The organism is Paenibacillus sp. PAMC21692, from assembly GCF_014303795.1.
In the GTDB taxonomy this organism is placed as follows: Bacteria; Bacillota; Bacilli; order Paenibacillales; family Paenibacillaceae; genus Pristimantibacillus; species Pristimantibacillus agaridevorans.
The window spans coordinates 7,518,246-7,542,414 of sequence record NZ_CP060293.1 but is presented as its reverse complement, the minus strand read 5'-3'; the positions used below and the strand labels follow the sequence as shown (position 1 = coordinate 7,542,414).

At 55.3% G+C, this 24,169-nt stretch carries 16 protein-coding genes; 13 read left to right on the top strand and 3 right to left on the bottom strand.

What is annotated here, in order from left to right; genetic code table 11:
• Positions 1-5: 5 nt before the first annotated feature.
• Complete coding sequence (locus H7F31_RS30130) at positions 6-875, top strand: aminoglycoside phosphotransferase family protein (protein ID WP_187101830.1); 870 nt, start codon at positions 6-8, stop codon at positions 873-875.
• 1 nt (position 876) lies between these two features.
• Here H7F31_RS30130 and H7F31_RS30125 read toward each other — a convergent pair whose 3' ends face one another.
• Positions 877-1,641: an exodeoxyribonuclease III gene (locus H7F31_RS30125; protein ID WP_187105609.1), complete on the bottom strand. Its 765-nt coding sequence runs from the start codon at positions 1,639-1,641 to the stop codon at positions 877-879.
• A 145-nt stretch (positions 1,642-1,786) separates the two neighbouring features.
• On the opposite strand from H7F31_RS30125, the gene H7F31_RS30120 reads away from it, so the two are divergent.
• The 11 genes from H7F31_RS30120 (at position 1,787) to H7F31_RS30070 (ending at position 21,191) form a co-directional block, all read left to right on the top strand.
• Positions 1,787-3,544: an ABC transporter ATP-binding protein gene (locus H7F31_RS30120; RefSeq protein ID WP_187101829.1), complete on the top strand. Its 1,758-nt coding sequence runs from the start codon at positions 1,787-1,789 to the stop codon at positions 3,542-3,544.
• Positions 3,541-5,322, top strand: coding sequence for an ABC transporter ATP-binding protein (locus H7F31_RS30115; RefSeq protein WP_187101828.1), 1,782 nt, complete (start codon positions 3,541-3,543; stop codon positions 5,320-5,322). Before H7F31_RS30120 ends, H7F31_RS30115 begins: the two co-directional genes overlap by 4 nt.
• A gap of 221 nt (positions 5,323-5,543) precedes the next feature.
• Positions 5,544-7,424: an LTA synthase family protein gene (locus tag H7F31_RS30110; RefSeq protein WP_187101827.1), complete on the top strand. Its 1,881-nt coding sequence runs from the start codon at positions 5,544-5,546 to the stop codon at positions 7,422-7,424.
• Positions 7,425-7,620: 196 nt separating this feature from the next.
• Positions 7,621-9,051, top strand: a complete 1,431-nt coding sequence (locus H7F31_RS30105; RefSeq protein WP_187101826.1) for an aldehyde dehydrogenase — start codon at positions 7,621-7,623, stop codon at positions 9,049-9,051.
• 151 nt (positions 9,052-9,202) lie between these two features.
• Positions 9,203-10,015 carry a response regulator transcription factor gene (locus H7F31_RS30100; RefSeq protein ID WP_187101825.1) on the top strand — a complete coding sequence of 271 codons (813 nt, stop codon included), beginning with the start codon at positions 9,203-9,205 and terminating at the stop codon, positions 10,013-10,015.
• On the top strand, positions 10,012-11,679 hold the full coding sequence (locus H7F31_RS30095) for a sensor histidine kinase (protein ID WP_187101824.1): 1,668 nt from the start codon (positions 10,012-10,014) through the stop codon (positions 11,677-11,679). The genes H7F31_RS30100 and H7F31_RS30095 overlap by 4 nt, the downstream gene beginning before the upstream one ends.
• A gap of 146 nt (positions 11,680-11,825) precedes the next feature.
• Positions 11,826-13,130, top strand: coding sequence for an ABC transporter substrate-binding protein (locus H7F31_RS30090; protein WP_261800579.1), 1,305 nt, complete (start codon positions 11,826-11,828; stop codon positions 13,128-13,130).
• An 84-nt stretch (positions 13,131-13,214) separates the two neighbouring features.
• The gene (locus tag H7F31_RS30085; RefSeq protein ID WP_187101822.1) at positions 13,215-14,111 is read left to right on the top strand and encodes a carbohydrate ABC transporter permease; all 897 of its coding nucleotides are present in this window, start codon (positions 13,215-13,217) and stop codon (positions 14,109-14,111) included.
• Positions 14,112-14,963 carry a carbohydrate ABC transporter permease gene (locus H7F31_RS30080; protein ID WP_187101821.1) on the top strand — a complete coding sequence of 284 codons (852 nt, stop codon included), beginning with the start codon at positions 14,112-14,114 and terminating at the stop codon, positions 14,961-14,963.
• A gap of 18 nt (positions 14,964-14,981) precedes the next feature.
• Positions 14,982-17,537, top strand: a complete 2,556-nt coding sequence (locus H7F31_RS30075; RefSeq protein ID WP_187101820.1) for a GH116 family glycosyl-hydrolase — start codon at positions 14,982-14,984, stop codon at positions 17,535-17,537.
• A gap of 12 nt (positions 17,538-17,549) precedes the next feature.
• Positions 17,550-21,191 carry a hypothetical protein gene (locus H7F31_RS30070; RefSeq protein WP_187101819.1) on the top strand — a complete coding sequence of 1,214 codons (3,642 nt, stop codon included), beginning with the start codon at positions 17,550-17,552 and terminating at the stop codon, positions 21,189-21,191.
• Between the two features lie 195 nt (positions 21,192-21,386).
• Here the strand turns inward: H7F31_RS30070 and H7F31_RS30065 are convergent, their stop codons facing one another.
• Positions 21,387-22,019, bottom strand: coding sequence for a DUF2306 domain-containing protein (locus H7F31_RS30065; protein WP_187101818.1), 633 nt, complete (start codon positions 22,017-22,019; stop codon positions 21,387-21,389).
• A complete protein-coding gene (locus H7F31_RS30060; protein WP_187101817.1) occupies positions 22,016-23,131 on the bottom strand; it encodes a DJ-1/PfpI family protein in 1,116 nt (371 codons plus the stop codon). Before H7F31_RS30060 ends, H7F31_RS30065 begins: the two co-directional genes overlap by 4 nt.
• A 351-nt stretch (positions 23,132-23,482) precedes the next feature.
• Here H7F31_RS30060 and H7F31_RS30055 point away from each other — a divergent pair, with 351 nt between their 5' ends.
• Positions 23,483-24,169, top strand: a complete 687-nt coding sequence (locus H7F31_RS30055; protein WP_187101816.1) for a response regulator transcription factor — start codon at positions 23,483-23,485, stop codon at positions 24,167-24,169.

The window sequence follows — 24,169 nt, the reverse complement described above, 5'->3', positions numbered from 1 at the left end:
CGAAGATGAACGGCTCGTTGCGTGAAATTTTGGAGCAATTGTCAGACTTGAGAATCGTAGGCCGGGTGGAGGAGCTGGCTGCCGAGGCAGTCAAAGGAACGACGGAGGGACAAGTGTACATACTGACCAGGAACGGAGCGCCTTCGTACGTGCTAAAGCTCGAAGAGGCAGAATATACGCGGGAAACGGCGCAATTCCTTAGCCGCTATGCAGAGGCCCCCTTGCTGCCTAAACTGCTATATGCGGATCAGGAGCACCGTTATTTGCTGTATGAGTATCAGCGTGGAACGACGCACGTCAATCGCGGCGGCAAAAAGGATTGGATGAGCAAACTCGCGCGAGGTCTGCTTAATCATTATACGCCGGAACGATCGTTCCAAGGATATGGAAGACCGGATTCGCCTTGCGAGTCTTGGCGCGAATTTAACAGGAGAAGCCTTGCCTTCGCGTCGGAACGGATTGGCGACTACCTGCCTGCGAAGGACCATGAACTGGTCGAACGAATATGGGATCATCAATTGAGGGATTGGGGCGAGGAGGATAAGTACTGGCTGCACGGCGACACCGGCGTTCATAATTTTGTGTACAACGCGGGCAAAATGACGGGCGTCATCGACCCGTCGCCGATCGCCGGGCCGATTGTTTACGATTTTACTTACGCGTTCTGCTCGTCTCCGGACGACTTGAACGTCGAAACGCTGCTGGGCGCCTACAACGAATTGAACATACGGACGGTCGAACGAGAGGAAGTGATTCTCGAGACGGCGTTCCAGCTCTATTGCAGAATCGCGATCTGCCTGCTGCATCATCCACAAGACTTGACGGCCTACCTGGAAGCGTGGCCTCTATGGGCGGCCATGGCGGAGAAACATTAGCTTAGCGTTGCAACTCCTCCAGCTCCAGCGTGACGGGGCAGTGGTCGCTGCCCATAATATGTGCGTCGATGCCGGCGTCCTTGACGAGCGGGACCAGCCGCTCCGACACGAGGAAGTAGTCGATCCGCCAGCCGACATTGCGTTCGCGCACCTTCGGCATAAAGGACCACCAGGTGTATACGTCGGAGCGATCCGGATAAAGCCGGCGGAACGTATCGGCGAAACCGGAATCCAGCAGGCTCGTCATGCATCCACGTTCTTCCGCGGTAAAGCCGGAGTTGCCGTGGTTGGATTTCGCGTTTTTGATATCGATCTCCGCATGCGCGACATTTAGATCCCCGCATACGACGACAGGCTTCAGCTTGTCCAGTTCGTTCAAATAACATCTAAATCGCTCTTCCCATTCCACCCGGTACTCCAACCTGGAGAGGTCGCGCTTGGCGTTCGGCGTATAGACGGTAACCATGTAGAACTGTTCGAACTCCAGTGTAATGATGCGGCCTTCCGGCTCTTCGTCGGTCTCCATGCCGTAACGAACGGAGAGAGGTTTGTATCGCGTAAAGATGGCGGTGCCGGAATACCCTTTTTTTTGCGCGTAATTCCAGAATTGGTAGTATTCGTCCCCCAGCGGCAGCTCGATCTGACCTTCCTGCAGCTTCGTCTCCTGGAGGCAGAAGATGTCCGCGTCCATCTCCTTGAAGTAGTCCAGGAAACCTTTGCCGACGCAAGCGCGAAGTCCGTTCACGTTCCAAGAAACCAATTTGATGCCCATCGTTATTTCGTCTCCTCGCTTTACTATAGTACTTCAAAAATATCAAATCATCTTAGGAGATACAACCTAAAACATAGAGTTTATGATAGAATGGGGGAACGTACGTTTGTCAAATGGGAGAAAGTAGGAAGTGAGGATCATGAACAAAACAACAAAAGCCGGCGGGATGAAGGTATATGCCGAGTTATTGGGGCAATATTTGTTCCCGCACCGAGGCTCGCTGATCGCTCTGACGCTGCTGCTGTTCGGCTTGATCGGCCTGCAGCTCGCCAGTCCGCAAGTCATTCGCTATTTCATTGACACGGCAGGCTCGGACGAGCCTCTGGAGAAGCTGATGTACGCAGCACTGTTATTTATCGGCTTCTCTATCATGCAGCAGATCATCGCGATCATATCGACGTATGTCGGCGAAAATCTTGCATGGAAAACAACGAACAAGCTTCGCGGCGATCTTGCGGAGCATTGTTTGCGACTGGATATGGACTTTCATAAGTCCAATACGTCGGGCTCGCTTATCGAGCGTGTGGATGGCGACGTCAACGCTTTGGCCAATTTTTTCTCCAGCTTCATTATCCATCTGGGCGGCAATTTGCTCCTTATGATCGGCATCATCGTCCTGCTGTTTCGCGAGAACGTATGGATCGGCGCCGGCATGCTGCTCTTCGTCGCGTTCGCGGTGTTTATCGTGCAGCATATCCGCAAATACGCCGCGCCGGTGTGGCGTGACTGGAGAAGCATTAACGCGGAGTATTACGGCTTTACCGGAGAGCATCTGGAGGGGACGGAGGATACGCGGGCGAACGGCGCTTCCGGTTACGTCATGGGTCGATTTTACGGGCTGATCCGCCGCATGCTGCCGCTTAGACAGAAGGCGTTTCTCGGCTTCGCGTCGATGTGGATCACGACGATCATCGTATTTGCGCTCGGCAACGTTATGGCGTTCGTCATCAGCGCATATCTGTGGAAGACGGGAGCCATTACTATCGGCACCGTATATTTGATCTTTTTCTACACGGAGCTGCTGGCCAAGCCGATCGAGAAGATCCGGACCCAGATTGAGGACCTGCAAAAGGCGGACGCCAGCATGCATCGCATTCGCGAGTTGATGGCGATGGAGTCCGGCATTAAGGACGGTCCCGGCGTCAAGCTTGCGGACGGTCCAGTTGCGGTATCGTTTAACGGGATGTCGTTCAGCTACGGAGAGTCTCCGACCATCAAGGGTCTCAATCTGGAATTGAAGCCTGGAGAGGTGTTGGGATTGCTAGGGCGTACGGGCAGCGGGAAGACGACGATAGCGAGATTGCTGCTGCGCTTCTACGATCCTCAGCAAGGGGGTATTCGCCTCAACGGAACCGATATCCGCGACATGAAGTTATCCGAGCTCCGGAGCACGGTCGCGATCGTCACCCAGAATATCGAGATCATTCAAGGCACGGTCCGCGATAATTTAACCTTCTACGATCCTTCTATTACGGACGAGGCGATTTGCGCCGTGCTAGAAGAGCTTGGGCTCGGCGATTGGTTGCGCTCGCTTAAGGATGGTCTGGATACAACGCTCGATTCCGGCGGCGGAAGCATGTCGGCAGGAGAGGGGCAATTGCTTGCGTTCGCGCGCGTCTTCCTGCAGAACCCGGGCCTTGTCATTTTGGACGAGGCGTCATCCCGCCTTGATCCGCTCACGGAGCAGCGGCTGGAGAAGGCTGTGGACAGGCTTCTTCAAGGGCGGACATGCATCATTATTGCCCACAGGCTGTCCACGATTCAGCGAGCGGACCGAATTGCCATTATGGATGGAGGCGTGCTGGCGGAGAGCGGGGATCGCGAAAAGCTGGCGGGCGATCCTTCATCGCGGTTTAGCCGCATGCTTGCAATTGGATTGGAGGAGGTGACGGCTTGAGCACATTCACCTATATGATGCGTTTGATCGGCTATCGCAAGAGCTGGTACATCGCCAACGCTATCCTTTGGACGATTATTTATTTGATGCCGATTTTTCCCGGCCTCCTGACCAAAGCGTTTTTTGATTCGCTTGTACCCGATCAGCCTGCGGAGTTTGGCGTAGGTATGATTGTTATGCTGCTTATTGCCGCTGCTCTTGCCCGCAGCGTGTTTATCTGGTTCGGCTTTATTACGGATGTGCAATTCCGCTTTCGAATCGGCATGCTCATTAGACGGAATCTGCTGGAGCATGTGCTCAAGGAACCCGGCGCCAAGGCGATTCCTTGCTCGCCCGGCGAAGGGATCAGCTACTTCCGCGATGATGTGGATCAGACGGAAGAGGCCGTCAGCTGGTCGGTAGATGTATTCGGGATGACGTGCTTCGCCGCGGTATCCTGCTATATTCTGATCGGGATCGATGCGGGCATGACCCTGCTCGTATTCCTGCCCCTTGTGCTCGTAGTCATCGCGGCGCAGCTGGCGACGGCCAGACTGCAAAAGTACAGAGAGGCGAGCCGGGAAGCGACGTCCAAGGTTACCGGGGCGATTAGCGAGATGTTCGGCAACGTGCAGGCCATACAAGTGGCCGGCGCGGAGGGACGCGTCGTCGACCGCTTCCGGGGACTTGGAGAGAATCGCAGGCGCACCATGCTGAAGGACAAGCTGATGACCGAAATGCTGGACTCCATCTTCTCCAATACCGTTAACATTGGCACAGGATTGATTCTGTTGCTGGCTGGACAGAAGATGAGGGGCGGGGAATTCACGGTCGGCGATTTTGCGCTGTTCGTCTATTATTTAACGTTCGTTACCCAGTTCATCTCCAACTTCGGCAAGTTCCTCACGTACTTCAAGCAGATGGGCGTGGCGCTGAGACGACTAACCTTTATGCTGCAGGGCGCTCCGGCCTCCGTTCTGACGGCGCATCGGGCGCTTGGCCTGGGAGGAGAAACGGCTGGCGTCGATCATGAGTCTGGCAGCAAGTCGGGCTCCCCTTCATTCGAACAACTGGAGCTGCTGGAAGCGACGGGCTTGACTTACCGTTATCCGGAGACGGGGAGAGGAATCGAGGATATTATGCTGCGGCTGCCCAGAGGCTCCTTTACGGTCGTGACAGGACCGATCGGCTCCGGCAAAACAACGCTTGCCCGCGTCCTGCTGGGGCTGCTGCCCAAGGATGGCGGCATCGTGCGATGGAACGGACGGATGGTAAAGGGGGAGCTCGGAGATTTCTTTATCCCGCCGAGAAGCGCCTACACCGCGCAGGTTCCAAGGTTGTACAGCGATTCGCTTCGCGAAAATATTCTGCTCGGCCAGCCCGATGATGAAGTCAAGCTGGACCGAGCCTTGCGCACGGCCGTCATGGAGGACGATCTGGCGAAGTTTCCCGATGGGCTTGAGACGACGATCGGCCCGCGCGGCGTTAAGCTGTCCGGCGGTCAGGCGCAGCGCACGGCAGCGGCACGAATGCTGGTACGGGAGTCGGAGCTGTTCGTCTTCGACGATTTGTCCAGCGCGCTGGATGTAGAGACGGAGGAAAAACTATGGGATCGGCTGTTCGGCGAACGGGGAGATGCCACCTGCCTTGTCATTTCCCACAGAAAGGCGGCTCTTGCAAGAGCCGATCACATTATCGTCCTTCAGGACGGCAAAATCGAAGCGGAGGGCACCGCGGAAGCGCTGCTTGAGTCCAGCGATTCGTTCCGCAAGCTGTGGCATGGGGATGCGGAAAATTGAACCATTATCACACGTAATTGAGTATGGAATCGGCTTGGATTGCGTACGGAGTCGTCTTGGATATGGAGGAGAGTGGTCCGGGAGAGTGACTGGCTGGAGTTCCCTATTTATTTCTATTCGAAATTACGTTAATATGAAATTAACATTTATGATTCGAGGAACCGTCTTTATGACGGTTTTTCTTTTTTTAAACGGTATCAAGCAAGGAGCGTGATTGAAACATGAATGCCATACTGAATGTATATCGTCGTTCGCCGTTCTGGGCGACCTTTGTTCTTATCATGTTAAAGATGGTCTTATTCCGTCAATTTAATTTCGGAACGGTGCAGATCGATCGTCTGCTTGCAGACGCGGCTGCCGTTCTTGTCATTTTATGTATCGCAGAACTTCTCACAACAAGCCGCTGGAAGCCGCTCGTTTTCGGGGCCGTTAATGGACTGCTTGCGTTTATATTGTTTGCTTGCACCGTATATTTCTCCTTCTTTGGAAGTATTCCGACGTATACGGCACTGAGCGGTCTTGATCAGGTGGGTCAGGTTGGAGACAGCGTTAAGTCTGCTATCAACCCTAAGTTTTACTTGTTGTTCCTTGATCTCGTGGTCATGATTGCATTAGCGCTGATCGGAATGCCCGGCAGAGCATCCAAACACGGAAGCAGCGGAGCGGGCAAGCCGCTTTATGTCGGCATTGCGCTTGTTGTGGCGTTAGGCGCGTCGGTTTTGTACATCCGCTCTGACCTGCATATTTCCAACGAGCTGGTGCAGGCGCAGCGACTTGGCGTTCTGAATTATCAAGTAGCTACAGCCATTAACGAACGCAAGGAGAACCAGGCGATTAAGGATGGCGATCCCAATAAAACAGCGGAAGCGCTCGCCGAGCTTGTGGGCGGACATTTTGGCGGAGAAGCGACAGAAGCAGGCACGCCGAAGCTGTTCGGCGCGGCCAAAGGGAAAAACGTCATCGTTATTCAGTTGGAATCGTTCCAGGATATTATGGTCGGTTTGACCGTTAACGGACAAGAGGTGACGCCGGTTCTAAACGACTTGATCTCCGATGAAGGCAGCTTCTACTTCAACAACGTATTTCAGCAGATCGGTCAGGGCAATACTTCGGATGCGGAATGGAACGTCAACACGGGCATCTATCCGACAGGCACGGAAGCCATGTCCAAGGGTTACGGCGACCGCGCCGTCCCGGCACTGCCCAGACTGCTTGCGTCCGAAGGTTATGTAAGCAACACATTCCATGTTAACGATGTCACGTTCTGGGATCGCAATCAAATGTATCCTGCGCTGGGTTTTACGAAATACTATGATAAACCCGCTTTCAACAATGATAATTTTAATGCGCTCGGCGCATCGGACGAAGAAATGTACCGGGTCGGATTCGACGTGCTTAAGCAGCATCATGAGAAAGGCCAGCCGTTCTACGCCCAATTCATAACGACATCCAGCCATAATCCATTCTGGGTACCGGCCAAATTCAAGCATATCGAAATTCCGGCTTCCCTCGAGAAGAAGCAACTCGGCTATTACATCGAAGCGACGAACTACACGGATTATGCGTTAGGTCTGCTGATTGAGAATCTGAAGCAAAGCGGAATGTGGGACGACACCATGCTTGTCGTCTATGGCGATCACTTCGGTCTGCAAACGAAAGAGAATCCGACCGAATTCGTCGAAGAAGAGCTCGGCATCAAATATGATGACCGGATCGGCCGCTTTAATATTCCGTTTTTCGTTCATGTGCCGGGCGTGCAAGGCGAGACCTCCGATCAAGTCGGCGGCCAGGTCGACATTATGCCTACGATAGCGAATCTGCTTGGTCTCGATCTCAAGGAGAAGGGCGCAACCGTCTTCGGCAAAGACTTGATCAATACGACGAGGAATGTCATCGGCATGCGTTATTATTTGCCGACAGGTTCATTTTTCAACGATGATATCTTGTTTGTCCCGGGCGAAGGCTTCGACGACGGCAAAGCTTACGATATCGAAACGATGGAGCCCGTCGCGGACTTCAGCCAGTATCGTCAAGATTACGACTATATCCTTAATTTAATGAAGCTGTCCGATGAATACGTGAAGCTGCTGCCGAAGCGTTGATCAGAAGCATCGCGGCCATAACAAAAGCAAGCGCCTGTCCCTGGGGGGATGGGCGTTTTTTGCATCGTACCGAGAACGGCAACTGAGACAAGGAGCTGGAAATCAGCAAGTAGCGGTTAGAAAGCTTGTAGTGTTAAACTAAAATAAAAAAGCGCGTCTATGAAAACAATAGACTTGGCAGAACGGGGGCAAAGCTATGCCGCATGAACATAACGTCAGCGGTACGGGGGAAAGCGGGCTGGACGTAGAGGCGATCCTGGCGGAGCATCGCCGCTGGTTCGAACGCGGAGAGACAGCGGACGCCGCGTTTCGCATCGAGCAGCTGCGCAAGCTAAAGGAAGCGATCGCGAAGCATGAGGCGGCGTTGTTTCAAGCGCTGTACAAGGATTTGCGCAAGAGCGAAGCGGAAGCTTTTGCAACGGAGATCGGTCTCGTGCTGGGCAGTATTACGTATATGATAAAGCATATCCGGAGGTGGATGAAGCCGCGCAGGGTGAAGACGCCTCTGACGTTGATCGGCAGCCGCAGCAGGCTGGTCTATGAGCCTTATGGGACCGTCCTTATCATCGGTCCGTTCAATTACCCCGTTCAGCTTGTGCTGGAGCCGCTAATCGGAGCGATCGCCGCGGGCAATGGCGCGGTCATCAAGCCGTCGGAGGTAACTCCGCATGTGTCGGCCGCGATAAAGGAACTGATCGCGGACACCTTCGATCCCGCCTACGTGAGAGTCGTGGAGGGAGACAAAGAGGTGACTTCGGCGCTTATCCATGCGCCTTTCGACTATATCTTTTTTACCGGCAGCACGGGGGTGGGGCGAATCGTGATGGAGGCCGCGTCCCGCCATTTGACGCCGGTTGCGCTCGAGCTGGGCGGCAAAAGTCCGGCCATCATCGATGCGACGGCCAATCTGGAGCTTGCGGCGAAACGAATCGTCTGGGGCAAGCTGATCAATGCGGGGCAGACCTGTATCGCGCCAGATTATCTCCTCGTGCACGAGTCGGTAAAGGAGCGGTTGTCGGAGCTGCTCCAGAACTCCGTGCGGCAGTTTTACGGCAACGATCCCGCAACAAGCGAGGATTACGGGCGAATCGTAAGCGAGCGGCAATACGACAGGCTTGCGGCGATCGTAGAAGCGGACGGGAAACGCGTTGTATGGGGAGGCCAGCGAAACCGGAGCGACTTGTACCTGGCTCCGACGCTGATTGACGCGGGCAAGGCTCTAGAGGACGGGAAAGGCGTCGCGGCGATGGAAGACGAACTGTTCGGTCCGGTTCTTCCCATGCTGACTTTTGCTCATCTGGAAGAGGCGATCAATTTCGTTCGCGGTCGCAGCAAGCCGCTTGCGCTGTATCTGTTCACGGAGGATGCAACGGCGGAGAGGGAAGTGATGGGCAGGCTCTCCTTCGGAGGAGGCTGCGTTAACGACACCTTGTCGCATATCGTCAACCACCATCTTCCTTTCGGGGGAGTCGGTTCCTCCGGCATCGGCGCGTACCATGGCAAGCACAGCTTCGAGCTTTTCTCTCATCGAAAGAGCCTGCTCAAGCGCACGACGCGTTTTGAGCCGGGCCTCCTGTTCCCACCCTACAAAGGGAAGCTTAAGTGGGCAAGGAAGGTCATGAAATAAGCCATTAAAGACGAAACGCAGCCCCATGCGGTTTCGTCTTTTTGGCGTTCGCGCGTATCAGTCAGTTGTGTGGATGCCGCACGGCTTGTCTTCCCAACCCTTCTTCCTCCTGCTATAATGTTGAGCATCTTGGGATGAAGGTGGCGAAGTTTTGGAATCCACGTATGCTATTCTGCTTGTAGACGATCAAGTAATCGAGACGCAGACGATACGCACCATTATCGAGAATTTACGCTTGCCTCTGCAAGTATCGACCGCTTCGAACGGCGAGGAAGCGTTGGAATTGCTTCGTTCCGACAGCTTTGACATCCTGTTTACCGATATTAAGATGCCCCGCATGAACGGCCTCGATCTGGCGCGTCACGCCAAACTGCTTAATCCGTCTGTTCAGCTCATTATATACAGCGCTTTCGGCGAGTTCGAATATGCCAAGGAAGCCATCGACCTCGGAGCCATCCATTATTTGCTGAAACCGCTTGATCGAGAAGAATTCGCCGCCGTCATGGACAAGGCGATCGAAAAATGCCGGAAGTACCGGGAGCTTCAGGCCTCGGGTTTCGATGACCGCTCGTCATCCGATGAGGGTGTGCAAAGGGGAAGCGAACTTCCAACAGGGAGCGGATCCGACGAGAACACGCGCAAGGTGGTCCGGGACGTCCAGGCGCTTATCCAATCCCGCTATGGAGATTCCGGACTGAGCGTGGATTATTTGGCCTCGGAAGTCTTTCTTTCCGCCAGTTATCTCGGCCATTTGTTCAAAAACCATACGGGCCAAAATCTGGGCAAATACATCATTTCGGTACGGATGGAGAACGCGAAGAGGCTGCTCGCGACGACCCATACGAAAATCGCCGAGATCGGCCAAGCGGTCGGTTATCCCAATCCCTCCTACTTCTCCATGTTGTTCCGAATGCAGTTCGGCTGCACGCCCGTGCAGTACCGGGAACAAGGCGAGCGGCCATGAGAGGGCTGCTTCGCGCGTTTCGCGACATGCCTCTCCGCCAGAAGCTGATTTTGTCCTATTGCATCGTCATCATTCTGCCGCTTAGCGTTCTCGGCGTTTATTCGTACGGGAGCGCTAACGAAGATTTAAAGCGCCAACTGAACACGTCGGCGGTGACGGCGGCCAATCAGCTTTCCTCCGAGCTTGGTTACCGGTTCGAGCGGCAGGAATACCCCATCAAATCCATCGTCTTTAACCCTAAAGTCATAAACGCCGTTACGAACCGCGAGATCGACGTCTATCAATTCGCCGTGGAAATGAACGAGGACGTGGAGCCGATCTTCTGGAACTATCTTTTTTTTATGTCCGAAATGAAGGAAATCGTCATTTATTCGGAGAACCGCCAGTCTCCGTTCGGCAACTTTATTCAGCCGGCTTCTCTTGTCCAAGAGGCGAAGTGGTACAAAGAGACCGTCCTTGATACGGCAACACGCTGGTGGAGCGACGGCGAGAAGCTATTTGCCACGCGCAACATTTACGAACCGGGGCAAAGCATTCGCCAAGGCATCCTGTACATCGAATTCGATTTCGATCGTTTGATTAACGAAGTGATCGGGAAAGTGGGCGGAGACGACCGCATCGCGATAGAGAGCCATACCGGAGACGCCATATTCTCGACGTTTAAACAGGACGAAGGAGAATCGGCGGTCGATGGGGATTATTTGAGCTATCGCAGAAACATCTCCGATTCGGGCTGGTCCATGTTCTATTATGCCAGTACAAGCCATATCGGAGAGCGAACGGAGGATATTCTAAAGGCGACCTTCGTAATGATCGTCATCTGCGTTGCCGTGTTGTTCGTCATTGTGCTGCTTTTCTCCCGCACGCTCCTGCATGGACTCATGAAACTGAACGAGAGAATGAAGCGGGTGGAGGAAGGCGAGCTGGACATCATGGTTTCCGCGGCGTCCAAGGATGAGATCGGACAGTTGACGAATCGATTCGGCCATATGCTCCGGCAGATCAACGTGTTGATCGAGGAGGCGTACGTCAACCGCATCGCCCGAAAGGAAGCCGAACTGGTGGCGCTGCAAGAGCAGATCAAGCCCCACTTTCTGTACAACTCGCTGTCGCTGATCAATTCGCAGGCGATCGGAAAAGGGGCGTTCGAGGTGAGTCGAACCGTCACGCTGCTTGCCAAATTTTACAGGACGGCGTTAAACAAAGGAAGGGAACAGATTTCCGTTCGGGACGAGCTCACAATGGTTCAAACTTACGTCGAAATCCAACAAATCATGTCCGGTCACGCTTTCGAAGTCGTGTACGAGCTGGACGAAACCATCTTCCGGCACGCCATGATTCGGATGATTCTGCAGCCTCTCGTCGAGAACGCGATCGACCACGGTCTGAAGGAGAAGCTTGAAGGAGAGCGTCTCCTTACGCTCAAGGGCTTCAAAGAAGGGGATGATTTGGTGTTCGAGATACGCGACACGGGCGTGGGAATCGAAGAGGACGAGCTTATGCGATTGCTGTCCGAACATTCGCCGGGTTACGGTCTTCGGAACGTCCGCGAACGGATTCGCCTTTCCTTCGGCGAGCCTTATGGGGTATCCCTGGCAAGCGAAGTCGACAAGGGCACGACCGTCACGGTCCGCATGCCGCTGAACGCTGACGCCTCACTTTAGCGATTTTCTGATAGATATCGATAAAAGCTTATATATCCGGCCGTATTGTCCCTGTCCTATACTTAAGTTGCAGAAAGAAACAGCGATGCCCGGGATCGCAGCCTCCAATTCGAACATAAAAGGGATGTGTGCCGTACGTGAAAAAAATGATGTTTACCGTCGTATCCATGCTGCTGGCAACCACTACGGTCTTGGCCGGATGCGGGTCGAATAATCAGCCTGTATCGCCGGAGGCAGGTCAGAACGGCCAAGAGGCCGGAACGGGTTCGTCCAAGGAGCCGAATGAAACGGCCGCCAAAACCAAGGTCCGTCTCTCCTATTGGAACAAAGAAGAAAGCATGGCCTCTTTGCTGGCCTTGATCGAAGAGAAGCTGCCTAACGTGGATCTGGAGTACCAGTTCATTGACGCGACGCAATATGACACGATCATCAAGACGCAATTGGCCGCTGGCGAAGGGCCGGATATCGTCGGCGGATTGATCGACGACACGACGGTAAAGCTGGGCTACTTCGAAGATTTAACGGAGCGGTTCGCCGGCAAGTACCACGATTCGGGTACTTCCTACGTCACCTTCGAAGGCAAGCTGTACGGACTTCCGCAAGCAAGCTGGTTCAACGGCGTGTATTACAACAAAGATTTATTCGCTCAATACGGTTTGACGGTTCCGACGACGCTGGACGAATATTTTGCCGTCGCCCAGATGTTCCTCGACAATGGCATCAAACCGCAAGCCATCGGGCTCAAAAACGCGAACGTCGCCATGCAGTCCTTCATCGCATTGGCGCTGAACGACCACATCGGCACGGCGGAGGGCAAGGACTTCGACGAGGCGTTCCGCAAGGGCGAAGCGACGATGAAGGAAGCGTTGCTGCCGGCTCTCCAGACGTGGACGCAGTATCTGGAACGAGGCATCTTTACCAAGGACATGCTCGGCTTGGAAGAAGAACAGGCGATCGACGAGTTTACGAGCGGCAAAGCGGCAATGTTCCAATCCGGTCCTTGGTACATGGACACGTTCAAGCAGAAGAATCCCGGCATGAACATCGGCATGTTCCCGAATTTGGGGACGAAAGGCGGAGCGGGCTGGATGGTCGGCGGACCGGGAGTCGCGTTCGGCATCAATGCGAAGTCGAAGGTCAAAGAGGCCGCGTTCGAAGTGCTGGAGCTGCTGTCGACTCCGGAAGGGCAGCAGGCATACTGGGAAGACAACAAAGGCGGTTCTTCCTACTTGAAAGGCGTCGTGTTCGAGATGCCGGAAGAATACGCGGACGCTCAAGCCGCATTCGAGCAGGGCAACGTGTATTTCCCTCCTAACGGCTGGGGTACGCTGCGCAATCCCATCATCGACGAGCTCGGCAAAATGATTCAGGCCGTCGTCGGAGGGCATGCAACGCCGGAGCAGGCGTTGGAATCAGCCGACAAAAAAGCCGAATCGCTTAGAAACAAATAAAACCACGGGAGGCGGCGTCAAACGACGGTGCGCCTCCCTTTTTATTACACGCCCTAGAATGGATCAGGAAAGGAAGCGAACCGGATGGGTTTGACAAAATGGAAAATGAACGGCCGCCTGGAGCCGACTTACGCGCTGCTCCTGTTGCCGGCGCTCGCCATCTACGGTCTGTTCTTTATTTATCCCGCGCTTAGCACGTTCGTCTACAGCTTTACGAATTGGTCCGACATTAACCCTCGCGATGTGGCATTTGTCGGCTGGAAAAATTACAAGGCGATCTTCCGCGAAGAGATCTATATGACGGGCATCCGTAACACGCTCGTCTACGCGCTCATATCGACGGTATTGATCAACGCGCTTGCCATCCCGCTCGCCGTGGCGCTTAACAGGGGATTCAAGACGCGCGCGCTGCTGCGTTCGGTCTTTTTCCTTCCCGCCGTATTCAGCCCGCTGATTATCGGATTTTTATGGAGCTACCTGTATTCCACGTCGGATTTCGGGCTCATTAACCAAGGGCTCGCGGCGCTCGGAATTGGCAAAATCAATTTTCTCGGGGATGCGGATCTTGCGCTTTACGCCGTAATTTTTACCCAAGTGTGGCAGTGGGCGGGCTACAACATGGTCATCTATCTGGCCAATCTGCAAAGCATCAATCCCGAATATTACGAAGCCGCCCAGCTCGATGGAGCCGGTCCGCTGCAGTCGTTTCGGAGCATTACTCTGCCTCTGCTGGCGCCCGCGATCACGTTCTGCACGGTCACGGTCATGATCAGCGGACTCAAAGTATTCGATATTATTTATTCGCTGACGTCCGGCGGGCCCGGCCATGCCACGGAAACCATTGTTTCGTTAATGGTCAAGAAAGGGCTCGGAGAAGGTTTCTACGCTTTCGGTTCCGCCTTCGGCATATTGTTTGTCGGCATTGTCGGCCTCATTACGTATTTGCAGCTCAGGCTGGTCAGACTTTGGGGGGAGCGTTAGATGGAACGATTACGCGAAAGCGGCTTGAAACGGCGATTCGGCCTCCGGCTTGGAGAAGCGGCGATGTGGATCGCGGCCGCCGTCTTTATTATTCCCGTCTATTATTTGTTCGTGACGACGTTTAAGACGCCCGAGCAAGCTTTGCTTCATCCGCTCGGACTGCCGCAAAGCTGGTTATGGACCAACTATGCGAACGCGCTTCAAACGATGCAATTCGGCAAGGCGCTGTCGAACAATCTGATCATTAGCGCAGGCGCCGTGACCGGCATCGTATTGTTCGCTTCCATGGCGGCCTATACGCTTGCGCGCAGGCGCCGCGTTTACTCCCGCGTTATTTTCGGCATCTTTCTCGCTGGGATGATGGTGCCTTACCAGATGGGCATTCTATCGCTGTTCAAGCTCATATCCGAGATGGGGCTTATGAACACCCTCACTGGCGTCATTCTGATCGAGATCGCATATGGCCTGCCTTTCTCTATTTTCTTGCTGAAGGGCTTTATCGAATCGACGGTACCGCTCGAACTTGAGGAGGCCGCCAAAATAGACGGGTGCTCGGTGTTTAGAACCTTCGCTTCCATCACGCTGCCGCTGCTGACGCCGGTCGTCGCGACGGTGACGATTCTTAATGTGTTGGCGACTTGGAACGACTTTATTACGCCGCTTCTGTTCCTTCAGTCGAGGGATAAAGGCGTGTTGCTTCTAGAAGTTTTCAGAAATATTGGACAATTCTCGGTCGATTGGACCAGTTTGTTTCCGATGTTGTTCCTGTCCATCGCGCCGCTGCTCCTGTTCTATTTGATCCTGCAAAAGTATATTATCGCCGGCATGACCGCCGGATCGCTCAAAGGCTGACCAAGGAGGCGGGGAAAGTTGAAGCAAGGTTTTGTATATACGGGCGCGAATACGGGGGAGATTTCATTTCCTCTCGGCGGAATCGGTACGGGAAGCATCGGTTTGTCGGGCAACGGCGGACTGATCGACTGGCAAATTCGCAACCGTCCGGCCAAATTCAGTCTTAACGGTTTTTCGTTTTTTGCGGTCAAAGCGGAGCGGGAGGGGCGCACCGTGCTGGCCAAGGTCGTCCAAGGAGACAAGCAACCGCCGTATTCGGGAGAAGGCAGGGGGCGATTCGAAGGTTATGGCTTCGGTCCGCGACGCGGTCAGATGGCCGGCTTTCCCCACTTTCGCGACTCAACGTTTCGGGGCGAGTTCCCGATCGCCGAGCTCGATTTCAAGGAAGAAGGTTCTCCGCTTGCCGTCAAGCTGACCGCGTTTAATCCGTTTATCCCGATGAACGAGCGGGACTCCTCTCTCCCCGTCGCGATATTCGTCTACGAGGTGGAGAACCGGTCGAAGGATGAACTGGACGTTTCGCTGGCGGGCTGCGTCTCCAATCCATTCACGAAAGGATCGGTCAACGTCCCGTTTCAGGACGATGTCATGAAGGGCGTCACGCTGTCCACGGCGGCCATACCCCAGGCGGATCCGGAATACGGGGAAATCACGCTGTCGACCGACGCTCCCGACGCGAGCTTGCAGACCTATTGGTACCGCGGCGAATGGTTCGACAACGTCACGGTATTCTGGAAGGAATTTTTGCGGCCGGGCCGCTTGCCCGAACGCGAATATGCGGAGCCTCGGGATCTTGACGCCTACCGGGTCGTGGAACAAAACTTCGATACCTGCAGCGTGGTCGGTCACCGAACGCTCCGGCCCAGCGAGCGGGCGGAATTTCGATTCGTTCTGGCTTGGCACTTTCCCTGGGCGGTCAACGACTGGAATCCATTGCCCGAGGGCAGCTTGCTGGAAGGGAAATGGAAAAACTATTACGCTACCGAGTTCGAAGGGTCGAGGTCCGCGGCCGCCTACGCGCACGCCAACTACGGCCGGCTGCTCCGGGAAACGATGTCGTTCAAGGAGGCGCTGTTTCAATCGACCTTGCCGCAAGCTGTGATCGAGGCGGTATCCGCCAATCTGTCGACGCTTAAGTCTCCGACGGTCATGCGGCTAACGGACGGTTCTTTGTACGGTTTCGAAGGTTGCCACACGGACGAAGGCTCATGCGAAGGCTCGTGCACGCATGTATGGAATTACGAGCAGGCTACGGCCTTCCTGTTCCCCGCGCTGGCTCGTTCCATGCGGTCGCTCGATTATGCCTATAACCAGTATCCCAATGGGAAGATGGCTTTCCGGACGATGCTGCCCCTTGGACGGGAGAAGTCCGATTACCACGCGGCGGTCGACGGTCAGATGGGGGCTATCGTACGGACGTATCGCGAATGGAGGCTGTCCGGCGATACGGGTTGGCTGAGGAAGCTGTGGCCTGCCGTCAAGAAGGCGCTCGAGTTCGCTTGGGCTTCGGATAACGAGCACGGCTGGGATCGCAATCGGGACGGTATCCTGGAAGGCGCCCAGCATCATACGCTGGACGTCGAGCTATACGGCCCCAATTCGTATCTTAACGGTTATTACCAGGCGGCGCTGCTGGCCGCGGCACGCATGGGGCGGGCGCTCGGCGACGGGGATGCCGATCAGTACGAAACCATGTACCGGCAGGGAAAAAGCTGGATCGACGCCAACGCGTTCAACGGCGAATATTACCATCAGCTGCTGGATCTGTCGGATCCCGCTTATCCGGTCGACCCGGAGCTTGGAGAGATCAAATATCAGATCGGGCAAGGCTGCCATATCGACCAAGTAATCGGCCAGTGGCACGCTCGAGTGGCCGGACTGGGGGACATATTCGACCGCTCGCAAGTTCGAAGCGCGCTTGCCAGTATTTATCGTTATAATTTCGCGTCGATGCGGGAGCATGCCAATTCGAACCGGGTATACGCCCTCAACGATGAGCGGGGCGTGCTGGTGTGCACGTGGCCGAGAGGCGGCCAGCCGCTCGTGCCGGTTCCTTACGCGGATGAGTGCATGACGGGCTTCGAATACCAGGCGGCAAGCCACATGATCTACGAAGGTTTGGTCGATGAAGGGCTGTCTGTCGTCCGCGCGGTGAGGGAACGTTACGACGGCGAGCGGCGCAATCCATGGAACGAATTCGAATGCGGCAGTCATTACGCCCGCGCGATGTCTTCTTATGCGCTGCTGCTGGCCATGAGCGGATTTCAGTTCGATATGAACGATGGGGAAATCGCATTCTCGCCCGCAACGAACGAGAGAGAGCTCTTCCGCTCCTTTTGGGCTGCCGGAAACGCTTGGGGCTCTGTAGAGATGGTGCCGGGAAGGCTTGCGCTGCAAGTGTTGGGCGGCGAGCTGCGTTTGAAGTCGATTCGAAGCAAGCGATTGGAGGCAGTCTCCGAGGCGACGGTACATTTCAATAAAGGAGGGATGGAGTGCCGCGTTGCTGGCGGCAGGGCGATATTGGCAGTGGATGTCGTTGTGCGGGCCAAGGAAAGTTTGATCATAAACTATTGAGGAGGAAAAAACGTGAACGATCGTATGCGAGGTTTGGTATCGACGTTGCTTTGCGCGCTTCTCGTGTTTGGATTAATGGCATTTCCTTATTCATCGACCGAGGCCTATTATTCGGAACCGGATTATCCTCATGATTCGACACAATTATTGACAAACGGCGGCGCCGAATCCTTGAGCGGAGGAGGAGCTTCCGGATGGTTGGGCTGGTACGCCGGTTATTCGGTCGATAGCTCTGTCGCCCGTTCCGGAACCCGCTCGTTGACATGCGAGCTGGCAACGACTGGCGAATGCGGCGCTTATCAGTATATCGAGCTTAATCGGACGGAGACGAAGCCGCTTAAGGTGAGCGGATGGAGCAAAGCCCAAACCGCAAGCGGCAACGTATCCACCGATTATTCCTTATGGGTGGACCTGACTTACGTCGACGATTCGCATCTGTACGGCGAGGCGAAAGCTTTCCAGACGGGGACCCACGATTGGGAGCAGGCAGCTTTCTATATCGATCCGGAGAAGCCGGTTAAAGCCGTCACCATATATGCTTTGTTCCGCAACAAGACCGGCAAGGTCTGGTTCGACGACTTGTCCGTCGAGGAGCTGCCGGCCGATCTGCTGCCGGGCGGCGCGTTCGAATCGTCGAACGGCGGCGAGATCGCCGGCTGGGGTTCTTGGCAGAGCGGTTACGCAGTTGCCGCTGGCGAAGGCAGGGGAGGCAGCTCGGCGGTTAAAATCAGCAGTTCCGGGACGAGCTCGGAATACGGCATTTATCGGACTGCTACTCTTAACCGGACTGCCGTCAAACCTTTGCTCGTCAGGGGCTGGAGCAAAGCGGATTCCGCAAGCGGCTCGCCGGGATCCTCCTATTCGATCTATGCGGACGTAACGTATGCCGACGACAGCCAAGAGTGGGGATTATACGCGGCGTTCGAGGGCGGCACGCATGATTGGGAGCCGCAGCAGCTGTACATCGTTCCGGCCAAGCCGGTCAAATCGGTTACCGTCTATGCGTTGTTTAACGGCCGGAGCGGCACCGTCTGGTTCGATAATTTTTCGCTGGAGGAATTGCCGGACCACGTCGCCGGAGGGGCGGTCATGGGAAAACGGGATCCCGCGGCGACGGGCACGGAGCTGCTGGCTAACGGCACGCTTCAGAACGTGGCCGGAACCGCGATCGAAGGCTGGGGTTCGTTCGGCAACGGCTATACGATCGAAGCCGCCGGCGGGCGGGGCGGAAGCCGGGGCGTCAAGCTAAGCAACACTTCGGGGGCTGACGCATCCGGCATTTATCAGACGCTTCATGTCAACCAAAGCACGCCCAAGCTGATCGTCTTCAGCGGCTGGAGCAAAGCCGCCAATGTTTCCGGAGACATTGATCGAGGTTACGCTTTGTACATGGACGTGTTCTATACGGACGGAACCAGTCAATTCGCCTTGACGGCGCCTTTTGCCACGGGCACGCAGGATTGGACAAGAGGTCAGCTATACTTCCAGCCGCAGAAGCCGGTCCAGACGATATCGGTTTATGGCATTTTCCGGGACGGGCACCGGGGGGATGTCTGGTTCGACGACTTCTCCGTAAAGGAAATAACGACGGAAGCGGCCGTATTCGAAGATGCGCTGGTCACCCCTCTGCCGTTTCAGGCAGGCACGGCTTATACGTCGCTTCAGACCATGGACGGACTGGAGTTGTCATTGGGCGAACGCGGCGTCTCTTCGTTGAAATGGAATAGCGGCGAGCTGGCTTCGGCCGGCGTCGCATCGGGATTTCTGGTCCGCGATCACGAATCGGATTCCGACGTCTATGCGTTCGAGCGATTGGCGGGCAACGACCCAGGTTCGTTTAATGGTCTCGCGGATCAGCTTGACCTCGAGATCGAAGCCGATTTCGAGGTGTTGCCCGAAGGGATTAAAGTATCCGGCCGATTGTCGGATCTCAGCGGCGACGACCGGGCCGTGACATTGACCTTTGCCCTGCCGGTTAACGCGGAGGGGTGGAAGTGGGGCGATTACATCCGCGGCGAGAGAACCATCCAGACGGGACAGGCCGGAAACGTATACAGCAACAGCCAAATTCCCGACTTCGAGACGGGGCCGTTGTCTATCTATCCCATTTCCGCAATCTATAATCCGACGACGGGAGCAGGTTTGTCGTTGGGCACGGACTACAACAATCCGACGCATTACCGGCTCGATTACAACGGCAGCACGAAGCAACTGACGATTACGTTCGAGCTTGGCCTTGCGCCGGATACCGCGAATTTCCCTTCCGCAGCGGACTTCGGATTCGTAATTTACGGGTTTGACGGGGAACAGGGCTTCCGCGGCGCGTTCGACAAATACATGGATCTGTTCCCGGAGTTTTACGAGGTCCGGATACCGGAGCAAGGCATTTGGATGCCGTTTGCCTCCATTTCCGACATACCGGACAACGAGGACTTCGGATTCCGCTTTAAGGAAGGCGACGACGACCCCGTGGATACGGCTTATGCCAACGCCAACGACATTTTGGTATTCCACTATCAGGAGCTGTCCTCCTGGTGGCAGAGCATCGACCCGCAATCGCCCAAGACGGTCGCGACCGCGGAGAACGCGAGGGACGCGGCAGCCTTGCTCGGGGAGGAGAAAGCGCAGATGGCGCAAGCCGCGGCCATGCGCAATCCGGCCGGAGATCCGTACCTGCAATGGCTGGATACTCCATGGAACGTAGGCGCGCTCTGGATGATCAACGCCAATCCGGACTTGCCGGGCGATTCCAACGGCTACGAGATGTATTTTAGCGAGGATAAGATGGACGCCCGCTACAACACGACCGGTCCGAAGCCGGACGGCGAATATTTGGACACCCTGGACGGTTGGCCTTATACGCTCAACTATAATCGGGATCACTTCGAATACGCGATTGCGCCGCTGGTCTTCTCCAAAGTAACAAAGCGGCCTGCCATACACCGGGCATTCTCCAGTTGGGAAGCAACGGTGCGCCTGGCAGACGAACTTCACGGAGACGGCAGGTTGCTAATGGCAAACGGAACGCCTCACGCCTACTCGATGTATATGCCATGGCTGGACGCGATGGGCAACGAGCGCAATTGGCTCGGGGCGGGAGACACGTTTAACCCCGACACGGACGAGACGCTCAGCAAATACAGAACGTTGTCGGGAGCGAAGCCATACTTGATGCTCCAGAACACGAATTTCAGCAAATTCGGCAACGCGTACATGGAGCGCTACATGGAGAAGCTGCTATTTTACGGCATCTTCCCGAGCGCGTTCAGCGCCACGGCGGACAATGCGACGAACTATTGGAAGAATGCGAGCTTCTATGATCGCGACCGGGCATTGTTCATTCGTTACGTGCCGATGGTTGAGGCCGTAGCCGAGGCTGGCTGGGAGCCGCTCACTTTGGCAAGCGCCGACTCCCCGTCGGTCGCGATGGAACGATACGGCGAAGGAGACGAAGTGTATCTCACGTTCATGAACCAAGGAACTTCGGCCGTTACGTCGACTATATCGTTCGACGGCCAGGCCATGGGTCTGGGCACGATGATTGCTGCCGAGGAATTGACGGCAGGCATGCCGCTTTCCCTTGTTGGCGGGCAATTCACTTTAACGCTCGATCCGGATGAAGTGAAGGTCGTAAAATTGATCGCTGAGCCTTAAGAACCTCAGAAGCGCCGCCTTCTTGGGGGCAGGCGTCCAATCGACGATGATGAGGCTGCAAGCGATCAGGCGCGATGCCGCTCGACTGCCAAATTGACCAAAGAGGTTGACGCTTGCGGGGACTCACTAAATAATGGTATGACAAGGGCGGTCCCATCATCAGGGGCCGCCCTTTGCCATAGAAGAGCGCTTCGCTTATGTGCCTGACTTCAGAGTCGTTCGGATCAGCGCCTCCGGGATGATCAGCAGCAGCGCAAGCGCGCCGTATACGCCGATGGCGTAGCTGTCTGCGTAGCTAAAGCCGAAGCCCTGATGGAACAACGTCGAGACCAGATGGATCGCCATATTCGCGAAGCAGAAGGCATAGCTGCGGACCATCCAGTTCCGATGGCGAATGATTCTTTTTTTCTTGATTAGGACAAGGGCCGTAACCGTGACGAACAACCATATTAAGTTCATGAAGTTAAATCCCATGCTGCTGATCTTGCCCCCGGTGGCATAAGGTGCCATGTACCCGGACGTAAGGACGACGAAGAGAACGGATACGATATACGTATAGCCATTGACACGGTGAATTTTCCGGTTGTTCTCGAGCAGCCGGGACGAGAAGTTAAGCAGCCCGGACGCCATGGCCAGGCACGCAAACGCGACGTGGATATACATGACATTCAGCCACATCGGCATATTCAGTTCGCGTTTCAAGCCGGTCTTATGGCTTAGGAAGCTTTCCGCTCCGGGATCGATGATGTAGTTCCGAATCAGCGCGTATAAAATGAACAGGATGGCGATTGCAGCCAACATTTTGTAAGAAAATATTCCTTTTCTCATTGATGGTTTTCCTCAGATTTTCCCGCGATTTCACCAGGCGTTACCCTTTTTCCCGTCACTTTGGATGCCGGCAGAATGCCTGCTTTGGCGATTCCGGTCATCACGTCTCCGTTTACCGCAACCTCGAATTTCAGATTCAAGCGCATCGGTTTCGTCACGCGAAGAGACCAGGTCAGCCTATTATTCTGCCAGTCAGGATCGATCAACTCCACGGTCTCGTCGCCTTGCGTGGCTGTCCCCTGGAGAACTCCGTCCCGAATGATAATCGAAAGCAGGACAGGCATCTTCCCGACGGGCGTGGCGATGATTGTCTCCCAGTTGCCGGCCAGGTCGGAGGAGGAACTCCGGCTCGCCGGAACAACAGCGTGTCCGCCCGAGTTGAGCGCAGCGAACGGTGCGTGTTCGTCCGAGTTAGGCGCAGCGAGCGGCGAGGGTTCGCCGGGGCGAACAGAACTTGGCAGCTTGGCGGCGTCAGGCTCCGGCCCAGCTGCCCGCCATACCGTACCTCTGCGCTCGTATTCGAACAACCGCTCTACCGCATGCGCGATACGCGGTCCCAGCTCGCGCTCCACCAGATGCAGCGCGACATCCAGACCCGACGTAACGCCTCCGCCGGAAACCAGATTACCGTCATCCACGACGCGGGCTTGCACGGGAGCGGCACCGGTCGCACCCAGCGCGTCCATGCCCAAATGATGCGTCACTGCAGGCCTGCCCTCCAGAAGTCCTCCCATAGCCAGCAGAAGGGAACCTCCGCATACCGTAGCGACGACGACATCGGGTCTTTCAAGCGCCCGTTCGACGAGCCCCGTCAATTCCGTGCCCATGGCGCGAGCCAGGATGGTCGGGACGGAGTCCGGACCATCGCCCGCGACGTCCCCGGAAGCGCCGGGGACGACAATGATGCCGGCTTTCTCCGGAGCCAATCTGCCGGTCGCTTCGATCTCGAGCCCTCCTACGCCGCTTGCGACGGATCTGCCGCCTTCTGCAGTGACGAGTTCTACGACAATCGCGTCATCCGTATACATGGCGGCAGCGCAGAACACTTCGTATGGCGCAATGGCATCCAACAAGTCGAAGCCGTCAAATAACACGATTTGAACCGATAACATGAATTGAAATCCCCCTTTGATATTGAAGCGGCTGAAGCCGTTTCGAAAAATGCGATCCTATTGCGACTTGCTTTGCTCAAAGTGCATGTTCAAAAAGTTCGGTTTTCAGCACCGAGAAGATTGAAGGAAGTTTCGCCTGAATTCAATATCGATGTTGAGTAGGCAACGCGACCATACTTCGTAATCAAAAGCGGACTTTTTGAACAACCTCTCGAAGAAAATCATAACAAGAAATGATCTCGAACCAAGCATGCAAGGGGTCACAGAACAGGAACAATCCGTCACAAAGCGGCAAGTCAACTTGGTTATCGCGGGAATCGTGGTAAAGTAGGAGAGGAAGGTGGGATCGATATGAGCGTATTGCCAACGGTGCTAGTCGTAGACGACGATTCAAGCATCGTCGAATTGATAAAGGATTTCCTAGAGAACGAAAAGTTTGAAGTGATGACCGCTTGCGATGCGGCCGAGGCGTGGAGGATATTCCAACAGCAGGCCATAGACTGTCTCGTGCTCGATATTATGATGCCGGGAGAGAACGGCTTCGATTTGTGCAGACGGATTCGGAGGGACAGCGACGTGCCGATCCTCTTTTTAAGCGCGCGCGGCGACGACGTGGACAAAATCAGAGGGCTGACGCTCGGAGGAGACGATTACATCGTCAAGTCCGCTTCGCCGGGAGAGATCGTGGCCCGCGTGAAAGCGGTATTGCGCCGTATGGGCAGCAAGCGGCTAAGCGCGGAGAACATCTTGGACTACGGACGCATTCAACTGAATTTGACAGCCAGGGAGGTCGTCATCGACGGAGGAAACGTTATGCTCACGCCGAAGGAATATGAGCTGTTGACGTTGTTCGCGGAGCATCCCCGCCAAGTTTTCTCCTATGAGCAATTGCTGCAGAAGTTCTGGGAAGGCGTCGGGGACAAGCATACGGTAAGAGTCCATATCGGCCGGCTGCGGGACAAAATCGAGCCCGACCCGGACAAGCCGCGGCACTTGGTCAATGTTTGGGGCGTAGGCTACCGATTCGAAGGAGGCTGA

What these genes read in the sequence shown, in the direction of transcription:
- H7F31_RS30055 (WP_187101816.1), top strand. Translation starts at nt 23,483, where the DNA reads ATGAGCGTATTGCCAACGGTGCTAGTCGTAGACGACGATTCAAGCATC.
- H7F31_RS30085 (WP_187101822.1), top strand. Translation starts at nt 13,215, where the DNA reads ATGGGTTTGACAAAATGGAAAATGAACGGCCGCCTGGAGCCGACTTAC.
- H7F31_RS30095 (WP_187101824.1), top strand. Translation starts at nt 10,012, where the DNA reads ATGAGAGGGCTGCTTCGCGCGTTTCGCGACATGCCTCTCCGCCAGAAG.
- H7F31_RS30120 (WP_187101829.1), top strand. Translation starts at nt 1,787, where the DNA reads ATGAACAAAACAACAAAAGCCGGCGGGATGAAGGTATATGCCGAGTTA.
- H7F31_RS30110 (WP_187101827.1), top strand. Translation starts at nt 5,544, where the DNA reads ATGAATGCCATACTGAATGTATATCGTCGTTCGCCGTTCTGGGCGACC.
- H7F31_RS30060 (WP_187101817.1), bottom strand. Translation starts at nt 23,131, where the DNA reads ATGTTATCGGTTCAAATCGTGTTATTTGACGGCTTCGACTTGTTGGAT.
- H7F31_RS30090 (WP_261800579.1), top strand. Translation starts at nt 11,826, where the DNA reads ATGATGTTTACCGTCGTATCCATGCTGCTGGCAACCACTACGGTCTTG.
- H7F31_RS30080 (WP_187101821.1), top strand. Translation starts at nt 14,112, where the DNA reads ATGGAACGATTACGCGAAAGCGGCTTGAAACGGCGATTCGGCCTCCGG.
- H7F31_RS30105 (WP_187101826.1), top strand. Translation starts at nt 7,621, where the DNA reads ATGCCGCATGAACATAACGTCAGCGGTACGGGGGAAAGCGGGCTGGAC.
- H7F31_RS30065 (WP_187101818.1), bottom strand. Translation starts at nt 22,019, where the DNA reads ATGAGAAAAGGAATATTTTCTTACAAAATGTTGGCTGCAATCGCCATC.
- H7F31_RS30130 (WP_187101830.1), top strand. Translation starts at nt 6, where the DNA reads ATGAACGGCTCGTTGCGTGAAATTTTGGAGCAATTGTCAGACTTGAGA.